This window comes from Halomonas sp. 7T, assembly GCF_025643255.1.
In the GTDB taxonomy this organism is placed as follows: domain Bacteria; phylum Pseudomonadota; class Gammaproteobacteria; order Pseudomonadales; family Halomonadaceae; genus Vreelandella.
Map to the genome: position 1 here is coordinate 12998 of NZ_CP087112.1, position 13426 is coordinate 26423.

19 protein-coding genes and 1 rRNA gene are annotated in these 13426 nt (G+C 54.5%); 10 read left to right on the plus strand and 10 right to left on the minus strand.

What is annotated here, in order from left to right; genetic code table 11:
* The first annotated feature begins 109 nt into the window (after nucleotides 1-109).
* Both rrf and LOS15_RS00060 read left to right on the plus strand, forming a co-directional pair.
* Nucleotides 110-225 (plus strand): 5S ribosomal RNA (gene rrf, locus LOS15_RS00055).
* Between the two features lie 278 nt (nucleotides 226-503).
* Nucleotides 504-692, plus strand: a complete 189-nt coding sequence (locus LOS15_RS00060) for a hypothetical protein (RefSeq protein ID WP_263067288.1) — start codon at nucleotides 504-506, stop codon at nucleotides 690-692.
* A 112-nt stretch (nucleotides 693-804) separates the two neighbouring features.
* Here the strand turns inward: LOS15_RS00060 and LOS15_RS00065 are convergent, their stop codons facing one another.
* A complete protein-coding gene (locus tag LOS15_RS00065) occupies nucleotides 805-1653 on the minus strand; it encodes a Tim44 domain-containing protein (RefSeq protein WP_263067289.1) in 849 nt (282 codons plus the stop codon).
* Nucleotides 1654-1798: 145 nt separating this feature from the next.
* On the opposite strand from LOS15_RS00065, the gene LOS15_RS00070 reads away from it, so the two are divergent.
* A complete protein-coding gene (locus LOS15_RS00070) occupies nucleotides 1799-2374 on the plus strand; it encodes an isochorismatase family protein (protein ID WP_263067290.1) in 576 nt (191 codons plus the stop codon).
* A gap of 2 nt (nucleotides 2375-2376) precedes the next feature.
* On the opposite strand, the gene yaaA is transcribed toward LOS15_RS00070, so the two are convergent.
* Both yaaA and LOS15_RS00080 read right to left on the minus strand, forming a co-directional pair.
* Complete coding sequence (gene yaaA / locus LOS15_RS00075; protein ID WP_263067291.1) at nucleotides 2377-3156, minus strand: peroxide stress protein YaaA; 780 nt, start codon at nucleotides 3154-3156, stop codon at nucleotides 2377-2379.
* Nucleotides 3157-3252: 96 nt separating this feature from the next.
* Nucleotides 3253-4284 carry an NADP(H)-dependent aldo-keto reductase gene (locus tag LOS15_RS00080; RefSeq protein WP_263067292.1) on the minus strand — a complete coding sequence of 344 codons (1032 nt, stop codon included), beginning with the start codon at nucleotides 4282-4284 and terminating at the stop codon, nucleotides 3253-3255.
* 250 nt (nucleotides 4285-4534) lie between these two features.
* Here LOS15_RS00080 and LOS15_RS00085 point away from each other — a divergent pair, with 250 nt between their 5' ends.
* Nucleotides 4535-5029, plus strand: a complete 495-nt coding sequence (locus LOS15_RS00085; protein ID WP_263067293.1) for a tetratricopeptide repeat protein — start codon at nucleotides 4535-4537, stop codon at nucleotides 5027-5029.
* A gap of 28 nt (nucleotides 5030-5057) precedes the next feature.
* Nucleotides 5058-5567, plus strand: a complete 510-nt coding sequence (locus LOS15_RS00090) for a hypothetical protein (protein ID WP_263067294.1) — start codon at nucleotides 5058-5060, stop codon at nucleotides 5565-5567.
* Nucleotides 5568-5598: 31 nt separating this feature from the next.
* On the opposite strand, the gene LOS15_RS00095 is transcribed toward LOS15_RS00090, so the two are convergent.
* The 5 genes from LOS15_RS00095 to LOS15_RS00115 all read right to left on the minus strand — a co-directional run bounded on the left by LOS15_RS00095 (nucleotide 5599) and on the right by LOS15_RS00115 (nucleotide 8360).
* Nucleotides 5599-6144, minus strand: coding sequence for a TIGR00730 family Rossman fold protein (locus LOS15_RS00095; protein ID WP_263067295.1), 546 nt, complete (start codon nucleotides 6142-6144; stop codon nucleotides 5599-5601).
* A gap of 62 nt (nucleotides 6145-6206) precedes the next feature.
* Entirely contained in the window at nucleotides 6207-6728 is a 522-nt protein-coding gene (locus LOS15_RS00100) for a DUF501 domain-containing protein (protein ID WP_263067296.1), read from the minus strand.
* 12 nt (nucleotides 6729-6740) lie between these two features.
* Complete coding sequence (locus tag LOS15_RS00105) at nucleotides 6741-7043, minus strand: hypothetical protein (RefSeq protein WP_263067298.1); 303 nt, start codon at nucleotides 7041-7043, stop codon at nucleotides 6741-6743.
* 43 nt (nucleotides 7044-7086) lie between these two features.
* Nucleotides 7087-7494, minus strand: coding sequence for an acyl-CoA thioesterase (locus tag LOS15_RS00110; RefSeq protein ID WP_263067299.1), 408 nt, complete (start codon nucleotides 7492-7494; stop codon nucleotides 7087-7089).
* Nucleotides 7495-7553: 59 nt separating this feature from the next.
* Nucleotides 7554-8360 (minus strand): hypothetical protein, encoded by an 807-nt coding sequence (locus tag LOS15_RS00115; protein WP_263067300.1) that lies wholly within the window; start codon nucleotides 8358-8360, stop codon nucleotides 7554-7556.
* Nucleotides 8361-8592: 232 nt separating this feature from the next.
* On the opposite strand from LOS15_RS00115, the gene LOS15_RS00120 reads away from it, so the two are divergent.
* A complete protein-coding gene (locus tag LOS15_RS00120) occupies nucleotides 8593-8835 on the plus strand; it encodes a hypothetical protein (RefSeq protein ID WP_263067301.1) in 243 nt (80 codons plus the stop codon).
* 2 nt (nucleotides 8836-8837) lie between these two features.
* Here the strand turns inward: LOS15_RS00120 and LOS15_RS00125 are convergent, their stop codons facing one another.
* The gene (locus LOS15_RS00125; protein WP_263067302.1) at nucleotides 8838-9269 is read right to left on the minus strand and encodes a hypothetical protein; all 432 of its coding nucleotides are present in this window, start codon (nucleotides 9267-9269) and stop codon (nucleotides 8838-8840) included.
* 37 nt (nucleotides 9270-9306) lie between these two features.
* Here LOS15_RS00125 and LOS15_RS00130 point away from each other — a divergent pair, with 37 nt between their 5' ends.
* On the plus strand, nucleotides 9307-10479 hold the full coding sequence (locus LOS15_RS00130) for a MalY/PatB family protein (protein ID WP_263067303.1): 1173 nt from the start codon (nucleotides 9307-9309) through the stop codon (nucleotides 10477-10479).
* 9 nt (nucleotides 10480-10488) lie between these two features.
* Here LOS15_RS00130 and LOS15_RS00135 read toward each other — a convergent pair whose 3' ends face one another.
* Nucleotides 10489-11442, minus strand: a complete 954-nt coding sequence (locus tag LOS15_RS00135) for a co-chaperone YbbN (RefSeq protein WP_263067304.1) — start codon at nucleotides 11440-11442, stop codon at nucleotides 10489-10491.
* A gap of 229 nt (nucleotides 11443-11671) precedes the next feature.
* Between LOS15_RS00135 and LOS15_RS00140 the strand changes: the two genes are divergently transcribed.
* From LOS15_RS00140 to rpsT, 3 genes are all read left to right on the plus strand, one after another.
* Nucleotides 11672-12322 carry a rhodanese-like domain-containing protein gene (locus LOS15_RS00140; protein ID WP_263067305.1) on the plus strand — a complete coding sequence of 217 codons (651 nt, stop codon included), beginning with the start codon at nucleotides 11672-11674 and terminating at the stop codon, nucleotides 12320-12322.
* A gap of 48 nt (nucleotides 12323-12370) precedes the next feature.
* Nucleotides 12371-12829, plus strand: coding sequence for a hypothetical protein (locus LOS15_RS00145; RefSeq protein WP_263067306.1), 459 nt, complete (start codon nucleotides 12371-12373; stop codon nucleotides 12827-12829).
* Nucleotides 12830-13070: 241 nt separating this feature from the next.
* On the plus strand, nucleotides 13071-13337 hold the full coding sequence (gene rpsT / locus LOS15_RS00150; RefSeq protein ID WP_009097974.1) for a 30S ribosomal protein S20: 267 nt from the start codon (nucleotides 13071-13073) through the stop codon (nucleotides 13335-13337).
* Nucleotides 13338-13426 lie beyond the last annotated feature (89 nt).

The window sequence follows — 13426 nt, forward strand, 5'->3', positions numbered from 1 at the left end:
CAGTGATAACGAAAACCGGATACGCAGCAGCAAGCCACGCCGCTTGCTGACAAGAGACGATCACAAAACACGCATTACCTGTTCAGCATGATATGCATTACCTGTTACGCCTGACGACCATAGCGAGCGTGAACCACCTGATCCCTTGCCGAACTCAGCAGTGAAACCGCTTAGCGCCGATGGTAGTGTGGGGTCTCCCCATGCGAGAGTAGGTCATCGTCAGGCACTTATACCGCAAAAAACCCAGCCATCCGGCTGGGTTTTTTGTTGCGTGCTCGATAAGTGCGCCATCACGTTCAAGCCCCGTACGCAGCCAGCGCGGGGCTTTTTGCTTTTTCTGATCTATGTAAGGATATACGCGAAGCTGCCAATTTTTCTTGAAACAGTCGTTTTAAGAAATTAAATAACAAGAGGTTACTAGGCTGTGGTGGCAGTAGGCGTGTCGAGCAACTAATATGAGAAGGTACCTATTATCGAAGTAATATCTCAGGAGGAGAGGCAATATGAGTACCCCGTTAATGAAGAAGCTTGCACTAGCATTGCTGATGGTTGCGATGATGGGCGGGTTGGCTGCCTGTGATAACCAAGGCCCTGCAGAAGAGGCTGGCGAAAGTATTGATGAAAGCATGGAAAGCGCTGGTGAAAGTATTGAAGAGATGGGCGAAAACATTGAAGAGGCAGCTGAAGAATAACCTGTCTGGCCGAACGCGTACCCCCAAGTAAAATTTTGTGTGGTGTATAAGCAAAACAGCCGCTAAAGCGGCTGTTTTGCGTTTAAAGCATTAATTCGTTTACATGCCTGCACTATGCGCCGGGGTTTTGCTCAATCCCTTGTAAGTACCAGGGCGCCTGGTCGCGCATTAAGCGGGTTAAGTGCCAAGTCTCATTGAACTCTGTTTGCTCGCCGTTTTCCTCTAAAATGCCGTGGAAAATAACAGTGGCTTCGGCAGTGTCATCGTACTCATTGATATCACCAAGCTCAGCGAATAATTTAACGACCATTGTGCTGTTATTAGCGGGCTCTTCAGCACGCTCCTGGCGTAATAGGTTATAAAGCTCAGGCGTTACGTACTCCTGGATCTGAGTGAAGTCGTTGTTATCCCAGGCACGCTGAAGCGTCATAAAGTGCTCTTTAGCACCGCCGAGAAAACGCTCTTTATCAAACCATGCAGGGGTGCTCTGTAAGCCGCTAGCCAAGCTGCCGGGGGCAGCGGCGAAGTTGTGAGGTGCAGGCTGGGTCTCTTGATGCTCACGTTGATAGCCTGCCGCAGTGGCCGAGGCAGGGCGTCGCTGCCGCATAAAGACGCGAAAAGCGAAAATGGCTAAGGCGGCCACGCCTACCATCACCAATAAGTCCATGATGCGCAGCTCATCGAAGGCGCCGCCAAAGAAGAGCGCCGCTAGCAGGCCACCTGCGAGTAGGCCGCCCATCATGCCCCCCATACCGCCTCTACGTGCCGCTGCTGTACCCGCTTGGTTCTGTTGTTGCTGTACCTGCTGCTGTTGAGCAGGAGTGCTCGCAGGACGATCCGCTGAACGAGACATGCTTCCTGTGTTGCCACCACCGCCCAGGCGGCGTGCTTCTGCGTGCTCAATAGCGGCGCTGAAGCCTATAACGCTGACCAGCAGCATAGCGAAAAATTGTCGTAACATTTTGATTCTCCAATGAGCTCGGTGGAGTTGGGGGGTATGCGCCAAGAAGCGCTAGGTGGAAAATAAGGAGTGGCTAGTTTACCGTGTAACTTGGTAAGTAGGTTATGCTGCATAACATTTATAAAGACAAAAACAAGGTGAAAAAGTGCGCTTACATCATCAACAAAGTCTGCTGTTAATTGTCGATTTTCAAGCGGGCCTATTGCCCGTTATTGAGGGTGGCGAAGCCGCTATAGAAGAGGCTGCCTGGTTGGCAGGCGTTGCCGAGGCGCTGCAGGTGCCAGTATGGTTAACCGAGCAGTATCCAGAACGGTTAGGAAGCACGGCGCCTGCGTTATTGAGTGCGCTAGGCGAGCAGCAGGTGTGGCAAAAACGTCATTTTTGCGTAATGGAAGAGCCTGAGTTTGCCAATGCTTTACAAGCCCAGAAAGCACGGCAGATAGTGATATGTGGAACAGAAGCGCACATCTGTGTATTACAGAGTGCGCTTGGTTTGCTGGAAGCGGGCTACGAGGTGTTTTGGCTCAGTGAGGCGACGGCTAGCCGTCGTAAAGACGAAGCAAGGTTAGCCCGAGAACGCGCCTGTGCCCGCGGCGCCGTAGCGGTCACGGCTGATATGGTCGCTTATGAGTGGCTGAACCGTTGCGACACAACCACTTTTAAAGAAGTGCACCAGCGCTTCTTAAAGCCTCGCTCACCGCGTGACGTGACATTTTTCTGATATTAGCGGTCAGCTTCTTTGCGTATAAATACCAGCGTATCGCCTTCTGAGGCTGCAGCATCAAAACGATAGCCTTCGATATCAAATCCAGTTAACGCATCGGGGTCATTAATTTGCTGCTGAATAATCCAGGCGCTCATTAAGCCGCGCGCTTTTTTGGCATAGAAGCTGATGATTTTGAAAGTGCCGTTCTTCTCATCCTTAAATACCGGTGTAATGACCCGGGCATTCAGCTTCTTCGCATCCACGGCTTTAAAGTACTCATTTGAGGCTAGGTTAACCAGCACGTTCGAGCCACTGTCTTGAATAGCGCTATTGAGCGCGGAAGTTAGCGTGGGCTTCCAGTAGGCATACAGATCTTTGCCCGCCTTGTTAGGCAGCTTGGTGCCCATTTCCAATCGATATGCCTGGATAAGATCCAGTGGACGCAGCAAGCCATACAGCCCCGACAAAATACGTAAATGCTGCTGGGCGAACTGGTTATCCGCTTCGCTAAAGGTCTTCGCTTCAAGCCCGGTATACACATCCCCCTGAAAAGCTTGAACCGCAGGTTTGGCATTTTCAAGCGAGAAGGGCGGCTGCCAGTCGGCAAAACGGGCGGCATTCAGCCCCGCCAGCTTATCGCTAATACCCATAAGCTCGCTCAGCTGCTGTGGCGAGTAGCCACGCAGAATATCGATCAACGGCTGGCTATGGCCGAGGAAGTCAGGTTGGGTAACGTTCTCGGTGGTGGAGGGCGTTTCAAAATCTAGCGTTTTGGCAGGGGAAATAACGCTCAGCATGGCGTGCTCCTAAGGCCGTGACAAAAAAAGAATTGTCGATGGGGCGATTATATCAAGCCTCGGCAATGGCCGAGGCTATCGGTGCGATAGGAGCCGTTAAGGGCAGGGGGTGGGCATGCGACGATGGATGTCGTCGATAGCGGTTAAGACCTCCTCATCCAGCTTCAGGCTCTCACTGGCTAGGTTGCTTTCCAGCTGATCCATGGTTGTCGCGCCAATGATATTGCTGGTGAGGAAGCTTCGTGAGTTAACAAACGCTAGCGCCATTTGCGCCGGGTCGAGCCCGTGCTCTTTGGCCACATCAACGTACGCCTGGGTCGCTGCTTCAGCCTCTGGTGAGGTGTAGCGCTTAAAACGTTCGTACAGCGTCAAGCGGCCTTTGGGCGGCTGGGCACCGTTAAGGTACTTACCGGATAGCACACCAAACCCCAGCGGCGAATAGGCCAGCAGACCCACATCTTCACGGTGGGCAATCTCCGCCAAGCCCACCTCAAACGAGCGGTTCAGTAGGTTATACGGGTTTTGGATAGAAGCGACGCGAGGCAAGCCCAACTGATCAGAGAGCTGCAGCATGCGCATCACGCCCCAAGGCGTGTCATTGGAAAGGCCTACGGCGCGAATCTTACCCGCCTCTACCAGCTCTTTAAGCGCAGAGAGTGTCTCTTCAAGTGGCGTGGCATCTTCTTGCTCTGAGTGGGTATAGCCCAGCTTGCCGAAAAAGTTAGTGTTACGGTCAGGCCAGTGCAGCTGGTAAAGATCAACATAGTCAGTGTTCAGCCGTTCAAGGCTTGAATCGATGGCCTGATGAAGATGATCCCGGCTCATCTTGGGGCCACCACGAATATGATCTAAGCCCGGTCCAGCGGCTTTGGTGGCGACGATGACATCATCGCGTGACCCGCGAGCCTTTAACCAGCTGCCAATATACGCTTCGGTTAAGCCCTGAGTGTCTGCTTTTGGCGGAACCGGGTACATTTCAGCGGTGTCGATGAAGTTGATGCCGAAAGCCACTGCTCGATCGAGCTGTTCATGGGCTTCTGCTTCACTATTTTGTTCGCCAAACGTCATCGTGCCTAAGCAGAGTCGGCTGACCTCCATCCCAGTTCTACCCAGTGGGCGAGTTTGCATATTGATCTCCTTAATAAGGCGAAATCGCCTCAGGATAAGCGTTATTTCCGCTGGAAATATCAGCGCGTGAGAGGCATGTTAGCGAGGCTCTCCTAAAGCAGCAAATCAATGGGGTTGAGTCATTGCGAAGGCAGGCGTATGCTTGCCAGCCCATCGACCAGCCGAGCGCTGGTTAATCGTAGGGTTAGCGGTCCAAAAGTGTCATCGATTGCTAGCCGAAAATCTCAACAGACAGGCAGGGTGGTTTGCCATGCCGCAGGCATCATCATTGTTTACTCGTCTAGAATTTCGTCTTGCTGAGCAGCTGTTCCATACGCGTTGGTTACTGCCGCGTTCTCCGCGTACACAACGTTTAACAATGCAGTTATTCAAACGCTGTGCCGAGGCGGGGCATCCCGATGCGCTGTCTATTTATGGCCATATGCTGTTTCATCGTAGTTTGTCACCTCACGACAAGGCACGTGGAGCGCGCTATGTGTTAGAAGCTGCTCAAGCGGGCGATATTAAGTCACAGTTCCAAGCCGCCCAAATTCATGAGCATGGCTGTGTGCAGTATCCGCGTCGTGAAGATTATGCGGTAACGCTGTATGCCCGTGCCGCTCAATCGGGCCACTTTCTAGCGGCTGAAAGGCTAGCTCGTGCTTATCGCCTTGGCGAGCTAGGCTTGGCAATAGATAATGATCAAGCGGCTTACTGGCAAGGTTTGGCCGATCGTCAGGCGCAGACTGAACTGGCGACGGCTTAGCCACAGTGATGAGTCAATGAGGAAGTCCGTGTCCGAGACGCTACCAACAGTGCTGGATATTGAAGCGTCCGGATTTGGGCGCGGCAGCTACCCCATTGAGGTGGGCATTGCTCGTGCTGACGGTAGCTGCTGCGCATTTCTTATTCAGCCATTAGATGAGTGGACGCATTGGGATCCTAAAGCAGAATTGCTGCACGGGATTTCCCAAGAGCGTTTGCGCCAGGAAGGCTATCCAGTACAACAAGTCGCACGCTGGCTGAATGACGAGCTGCGTGAAATAGGCAAAGCTTACAGTGATAGCTGGGGATACGATAATACGTGGCTATCGCTGCTCTTCCATCATGCCGGTTTATTGCCTCGGTTTCGCTTGGAGGCGCTGCGTATTTTGCTTAGCGAAGCGCAGCAGGCGCTGTGGAGCGATACGAAAGAGACGGTCATTGCCGAGCGTGGCATCCATCGCCACAGAGCTGGGGAAGACGCCCGCTTGCTGCAATTAACCTACCAACGAACGCTACAGCTTACTGGGGATTCGCGTTAATCCTCAGTAACGATCTGTCAGCTTTTTCTGCTTACGGTATCTGCTCTTCCAGCATTTCGAGTAGCTGGCTAGGTGTCGGTGCATCTACCAGCATATTGCGCGTTGTTTGGGCCAAAAAGCCATGGCTGACCGTGCTATCAAGAAACGTTAGCAGTGGTGCATAAAAGCTTTCGGTATCGAGCAGTCCCATGGGCTTATCGTGTAGCCCTAAATAACCCCAGGTCCAAATCTCAAATAGCTCTTCAAAGGTGCCAATGCCACCGGGCAAGGCAATAAAAGCGTCAGCGTTGGCGGCCATGGTGGCCTTACGCTCATGCATATTGGGTACGCGAATTAGCTCAGTTAAACCAAAGTGGGCCTGCTCGCGCTCCACAAGATGATCAGGCATCACGCCGATGACTTTGCCACCTGCCGCTAACACTGCATTCGCTAATTCGCCCATTAAGCCAATACGCGCGCCGCCATACACTAAGGTGTGGCCGCGCTCGCCTAAGGCTGTGCCGAGTGCGTTGGCGGCTTGGCGAAACGCTGGGCTGTTGCCCTCTCGTGAACCGAGGTAAACACAAATGCGTGACATAGTCAGGGCGTCCTTATCGCAAAAGAGAGTAGTGAGTTAGCGGGCGAGTTGAGCTGAACGGTTTAGCTTAGGCAGCGCTGAACGTCGTAGTGTTCGTCCATCCACTGGCCAATCACATTATTACCGCACAGATGGTGGGCGTACTGGGTGTGTAGGCAGCGTACCTGCTGCCAGTTGCTGATACCGCCAATGCCACGCTCTGTGAGTACATCGGTGTAGCCCCGTTGCGCAACGTCTTCGCGCTGAGCCTCACTCATCGCGCGCCAGCGGGCCTCGACATAGTCGCGATGACTCTGTTGGTAAGCGGCCAAAAAATCAGGCTCTTCTTGCAGGCGCTGCTCCAGCGACTTAATCACGCCGACGGCTTCAATACGTGAGATTTCAATTTTAAGAAGGTCGGAGCAGAGCCAGTAAAGCGTAGGGAAGGGCTTGCCATCCACGATAGGGGCCATGCGAAGAACCAAGGGAGTGCCCTGTGTGTCTGTGGCTGCAACGGCTTCAATACCGCGAGGTGCCCGTCCGAGCTGCTGCGTAATAATGGCCAGTTGGCGCTCGTCGGGGGCTTGGTCGGTACGAATTACCATTGCGTAGAAATCTCACTTTGGGTCGTCTTGAAGAAACTTATTGGAACGGCCAACGGCGCGGAAGAAGCAGCGATTGAGCTGTTCAGGAGTCGCTACATACCGCCACTTTTCCTCACTGTACTCAGCCGCACGGGCCATTAGCACGTCGTAGAGTCGATTGAAGGGAGCATCATAATCGTAGGGGTCGGCGCCGAACAAGCGGATATGCGGGTAATCGGCGAAGCGTTCCATAAAGAAACGCTCTAAATCGGCCTCTACGGCTTGATGCTGTGCCGTATTGTCGGGGTCTAACCAAAGGTTATAACGGATCGCCATAGCAGGCTCCCAGCGTACCGCGATGCGCGGTGGGAAATGAACGTTACGCAGGCTCTGGTGCATCGTGCAGGTGGGCAAGTAGCGCCTCGCGGAGCTCGCCCTCTATGGGCATCGCGCACTTTGCTTGATGGTCAAACTGCACCAATACGGTGTGGCCAAGGTTCGTCAGCTTTCCGTGCTGTCGTGCTTCCTGAGTCACCGTAAACGAGCTAGTGCCTAAACGTGTCAGATAGGTACGTAATTCGATATCGTGACCGTAAAACAGTTCAGCGCGGTAGTCGACTTCCATGCGCGCCATAATTAGGCGCCACTGCTTGGGGTTGAGGTTTGGGGTGAATAGCTTAAAAAGATCGTTACGCGCCCACTCAAACCACGCAGGCAAACGAGTATTGTTAATATGGCCGAGCGCGTCGGTGTCGTAAAAAGCAGGCTCAATAGTACGCGTAAACATTGGGTATCCTTATTGTTAATGGCTTAGGCTTGACAGAATTACCCCTAGCGAGCGCTTGGTCAAGTGGCGCGGCGTTTAAACCAAGCGGTTAACTGCATCCAGCCAAGTAGCCACAGGGTCGCCGTGGCGAACCCCGCCAAAGTGCCCCAAAAAAGCCCCATAGTGCTGTAGGTGTATGAAACACATAAAGTGTAGCTAAGCAGCGAACCCAGACCCATAGGGTAGTGCTTAATGACCGTTGCGACCGGAGCATGGCCGTTATTGAGGTGCAGAATTAGCAGAAACGGCAGCATCGTGACGGGAAACGCAGCTAGTGTGCCTGCCCACTCCGGCGGTAGCCAATGTGCCAGACGGGTGATGATAAAAATGATGACCGTTGCAAGCCCTGCGCGCGTGGCCAATGCCGGCCAGGAAAATGCCCGGCTAGCTGGGCTTTTAACGTCAGGCACTTTACGAAACAGCCAGCTAAATATGGCAATCGCCGCGAGGGTCACCAACGTGCCGCTGACCCGTGTAAAGCTGAATTGGGCAAGTACACTGCTCACTGCAAACCAAGCAATAAGGCCTCCCGCTACGCCGCTTAAGATCCCCTTTAGCCCTGGCGGGCGGCCCATCACAAGGTAGCCAGCCCCCAGCGCCATAGAAGCGGTAAAGCCCGCAAGGGTATGTACCGCGCTTTGGGTCGCAAATTCGGGGGATAGCTCTAAGCCGATAAAAAACAGGGCCAGCGCGGTTCCTAAGGGATAGCCTGCTAGTAACCCGGCCATGCGCGGGCTAGCCCGCACTGCAACGGCGCCTAACCCGAGCACCATGCCTATTGAAAGGCCCAGTTTAGCCAGCTGCCAGGTAAGTGGAACTTCTATCATTGGGTGTTTTCCTTCACATTATTGTGCCGTTATTATCGCTGTGTCGTCATGGTGTAACACTATTTGACGCATTACTTCATGTTTTGCGCTGCCTGTATGCGAGGTTGCCACGATCGTGACGTGCTCTAATAAGTCAAAGGCTCATCTGCTCTCGCCACCGCCAAAGCCTGCCGGCTGTGAGCTTTGCCTACGCGCTGCGCCGCTAACAAAGCACCATCTGATACCGCGGACCTTGCATAACAAGCCGCGCTATCAAAAGCGCCATAGCCGCGAGGAGCGCCTAACGGCGATTGTATGGCTTTGCCACCCCTGTCATAAGCATATCCATCGCTTATATAGCGAGCGGGAATTGGCCGACGATTTTGCCACGCTTGACGCTTTGAAAGAGGATGCTGAGATCAGTGCCTTTGTCACGTGGCTGGCCACCAAACCTGCCGGCTTTAAACCTAAATCGTCGGGGCGCAAGCGTCGTTGATATTAGACTAAGCGCAGTCCTTGCTGGTCACGCCAGGCGGCTTCCAAGGCCTCTTGTAAAGGCACTTTTAAGTGAGCAGGTAATGCCTCTTGAGCGGCCGGAAGTGAATCAAAAGAGCGGTTGCGCAGCCAGCAGTATGCCCATGCGCAGGCCTCTGCCTCGCTTTTTGGAATGGGGCGGGCAGGCATTTGATTGAGTAGGAATACCGCGGTCCGGGGTGCCCATAGGGGTATCTCGCCCTGCTCATCTTGACTCCACTGCTCAAGGATCGCGCCGCTAGGCGTAGCATCAGGGGTGCCGAGCTTGGCGACCCGGGCGGTTTCGGCCAGGATGAGCGCTAGCTGGTCGGCGTCCGCCTGCCCTAGCGAACGCCACTGCCGCAGCAGCGCCGAAAGCCCCGCGCGCATCTTGGTATAAAAGTCATCTTGCGGCATGCTCGGTATCTACTCCCATCAATAAGTGAGATTCGTTATGGCGTTTGATTTTGCCACGCCCGTTGAGCGGCGCCACCCCGACGGCGGTTATGCATCGCAAAAGTGGCACCGCTATGAGGCGGAGGTACTGCCGTTATGGGTAGCGGATATGGATTTTCGCTCCCCGCCAGCGGTGATTGATGCGTTAAAAGCGCGGGTTGAGCACGGTGTTTACGGCTATGGCGAAGTTCCCGCTACGCTAACAGAAACCCTGTGCCAGTGGAGCGCTCACCATTACGATTGGCCCATTGACGCGGACTGGCAGCTGTGGCTTCCCGGGGTCGTACCAGCGCTGCATTTTGCGGCCATGGCACTGACTCAGCCCGGTGAGGGCGTGCTTACCATTACACCCATCTATCCGCCGTTTCTGGCGGTTGCCGAACGCACGGGGCGGCTAGCCCAGCAGGCGATGTTAGCCGAGCCAACGGCCCCTGGCGAGCCTTGGCAGCTGGATATTGACGCGCTGGAGGCGGCAATTACCCCACAAACGCGGCTGCTGCTATGGTGCCATCCGCATAACCCCACTGGGCGGGTGTGGCGGGAGGAAGAGCTTAGCCAGCTGGCGGCGCTGATAGAGCGCCATGATCTGTGGGTTGTCTCTGACGAACTGCATTGTGATCTTCTGTTGGATCGGGGTGCTCGTCACCGGCCCTTGGCCGCAATGTTTCCTGAGTTAGCCAAGCGAACCATCACGCTATGGGCGCCGTCAAAAACGTTCAATCTTGCAGGGCTTACCAGCGCCTGTGCCATCATTCCGGATGCTGCGCTGCGTAAGCGCTTCGCTGCTGCCACGAAAGGCTTTTTGCCAGATGGCAACGTGCTGGGTTTAGTGGCCGCGGAGGCGGCGTATCGTGACGGTGAGGCTTGGCGTCAGGCGCTTTTAGAGGTCTTGCGGGAGCATCGCGCTAGCTTAGAGGCGCGCGTCGCGTTGTGGTCTGGAGTAGCGTTAAGTCCGCCTGAGTCCACTTATTTAGCGTGGCTCGATATGCGTCAAGCGGGGTTAGGGGAATCGCCCGCCAAGGCGCTACTTGAGCAGGCGGGCGTTGCGCTTTCTGACGGTGCTGCGTTTAGCAGCCCAGGCTTTGTGCGGCTTAACTTTGGCACCACCGCTTCCCAGTTGGAAGCGGCGTTGGCGCGCATGGATCGGTTGTTAAAGCCTGCTCAGAGCTAACCGTGCTCATTAGTACAACAGAGCAAATAGCTTGCGCCGATAGGTGACGGTCAGCGGATGGTCGGCGCCTAGTGCATCAAAGACTTGCAGCAGGGTTTTGCGGGCCGCATCGTCGTTGTAGGCGCGATCCTGCTTCATTAGCGCGAGCAGTGCTTCCAGGCCTGCGTCGTACTGGCCGTCGGCCACTTGGCGCAGCGCTCGCTGGTACTGGGCATCGCTGTCTGTACGATTACCGAGCGCAGCGATTTCATCACTGGAAAGTGCTTGTTCGCTGAATTCAATGCTGGCACGCACACCGCGTGCAGGCGCAGCATCGCGCTCTTCGGGGGGTAAGTTATCCAGCACGCTGCGCGCATCCTCACCACGGCCTTCGGCGACCAGCGCTTTCGCTAAGCCCACCTGATAGGCGTAGTGCTCCGGATACTGGCTGACCAGCGATTGATAAATCTCGCGTGCGGCGGGTGCATCGCCTGCCGTTAGCGCTTCTTCTGCTTGCTCTTCGGGGCTCGGTGGCGCATCGCCGGGGGCGGGGAAGTAACGGTTTAGCCACTCGCGCACCTCTTTTTCCGGCAGCGCGCCCTGGAAGCCATCCACTAAGCCGCCTTGGCTCACCAGTTTGACATCGGGAACCGAGCGCACGCCAAGTTGGCCGGCAATCTCTGGGTTAGCGGTGATATCTAGCTTAGCGAGTAAAAACGCACCCGCATAATCAACCGCGAGTTTCTCTAGCAGCGTAACAAGGGTGCTACAGGCGCTGTCACTGGGGGAGTAGGCGCCTAGCAATACAGGAACCTGCATAGAGGCTTCTAGCACCTGCTGAATATTATTCGCGTTCAGCTCAATGATGACGTCTTCAGGAGCTACGGAAGGGCGTTCAGTGCCTGCCTGAGCATTTTGGGCATTACCGGTATCAGCGGGATCTGCGGTAAGCGGATTCCCTGTGCGGGGATCAATAATCGACATGGGTAGACTCTGTATCGCATGAAAAAAGGTTACCGAGTGATATGCAGGCAGTACGTGGCGGATTCAAGGAAGCAGGCATAAATAAACCCCCGGCACTGCTCAGCGAGTCCGTTCGTTCTATTTCTTTGACGTACCTCATGCTTTTGTCGAGTGACAACGCGCCACAGTTGCACATAGCCCGCATTCTACTAGTATATTCAAAATAGTTACTTTGATAGAGGATTTCGTTATGAATGGTTATGCTGCTAACGGTGTTTATAAAAACGCTCTGCTTTTACGGCCCTCTTCTTCGTTGCCGCGTCGCTTAGTGGGGATAGCGGCTGCATGCGCTCTGCTGGCCGGAGGCGTCAGCGTTGCTGTCGCAGAGGAGGCGCCCGCCTACAGAGAGACGAACTTAGGCCTCTATGTGACTGCTAAAGAGGCCTTTGAACTGATGCAGCACGACGAAAGCGCACTGCTTATTGATGTGCGTGACCCTGTTGAAATTAAATTTACCGGATTTGCTGAGCCGACCGATATCCACGTGCCGTGGGTATTGGCTGATCGTTCGCAGTTTGATAGTGAAAGTCAGACATGGCCCATGGCGCGTAACAGCGATTTTGCGGCACAGGTGGCGGCTGCCCTGGAGGCGCACAGTGCCGATGCTGACACGCCGATTATTGTGATGTGTCGCTCTGGTGCGACACGCAGCGCGCCTGCCGCTGATGTCATCACAGAAATGGGGTACTCAGAGGTTTATTCCGTCAGCGATGGTTTTGAAGGCGGCACACTGGCGGACGGTGACTCTAAAGGAGTGCGCGCCCGTAACGGCTGGCGCAACTCGGGCTTGCCCTGGAGCTATGAGATTAACCCAGACGTGGCATGGTACGAGGCGCAATAACGCTGCCACGTCAAGCCATGCGTTTAATACCCATGTAAGGAGAAGATGATGCGTAAACTCACATTAATGGCCGGTTCGCTGGCATTAGCGCTACCGACACTGGCTCTGGCGGATCACCACGGTGAACAGAGCGAGCAGGCACTGATGGTGCTCACCAGTGATGCTGTGCAGACACAAGCGATGGCAATGATTCTAGGCAACGCCATGCGCCAGCAAGGCACGGACCTGCATATTCTTTTATGCGATGCGGCGGGCGATTTAGCGGTAGAAGGCTATGCCAGTGAAGAAGCAGTGAAAACGCCACCAAGCAATCCAGCTGGGGAAGTGAAGCCCGAAGGCATGCTGCAAATGCTAATGGGTGAGGGTGTTGGAGTAGAGGTGTGCGCCATTTACCTACCCAATACCGACTATACCGAAGAAGACTTGCTTGAGGGGGTAGGCGTGGCTGCACCAGGCGGGATTGCAGAAATGATGCGTGACCCTGCGATCCCTGTGTATAGCTTCTAAAAGCGATTGACAGCTGCTAGTAAGGCCGCTTTGCGCGTGATAGACTATGCCATCCTCTCAGACAAGACCCGTGAGCGGGCAGCTTTTCAGACTGCTCGTTACACTGTTTGGAAGTGCTTAAAATACTTTCAAATCAATTGGTTGTTACGGAAATGTCGTGCTGAGGCAAATGCCTGGCCGACAAACACATAGTTAATTCGTTGCCGTTTATAGGCAGCCCTTATTCTCCAAGGAGATACCTGTGGCGAACAGCAAGCAAGCACGCAAGCGCGCCCGCCAGGCCGAGACTCGTCGCGTCCTGAAAGCCAGCCAGCGCAGCATGGTCCGCACCTACATCAAGCGTGTGATCAAAGCGATCAACACTGGCGACCATGGCAAAGCAATGGAAGAGTTCAAAGTCATGCAGCCGGTTGTCGACCGCATCGCTGACAAAGACGTTCTTTCTAAGAAGAAAGCAGCACGTCTAAAAAGCCGCTTGAACAAGCGCATTAAGGCTCTGGCGGCGTAAGTCGGCAGGCGCCCTATAAAGAACCGGCTGCGGCCGGTTTTTTTGTGTCTATACGTCGCATTGCCCGCGGCGGCTTTGGGTTTCTTGTT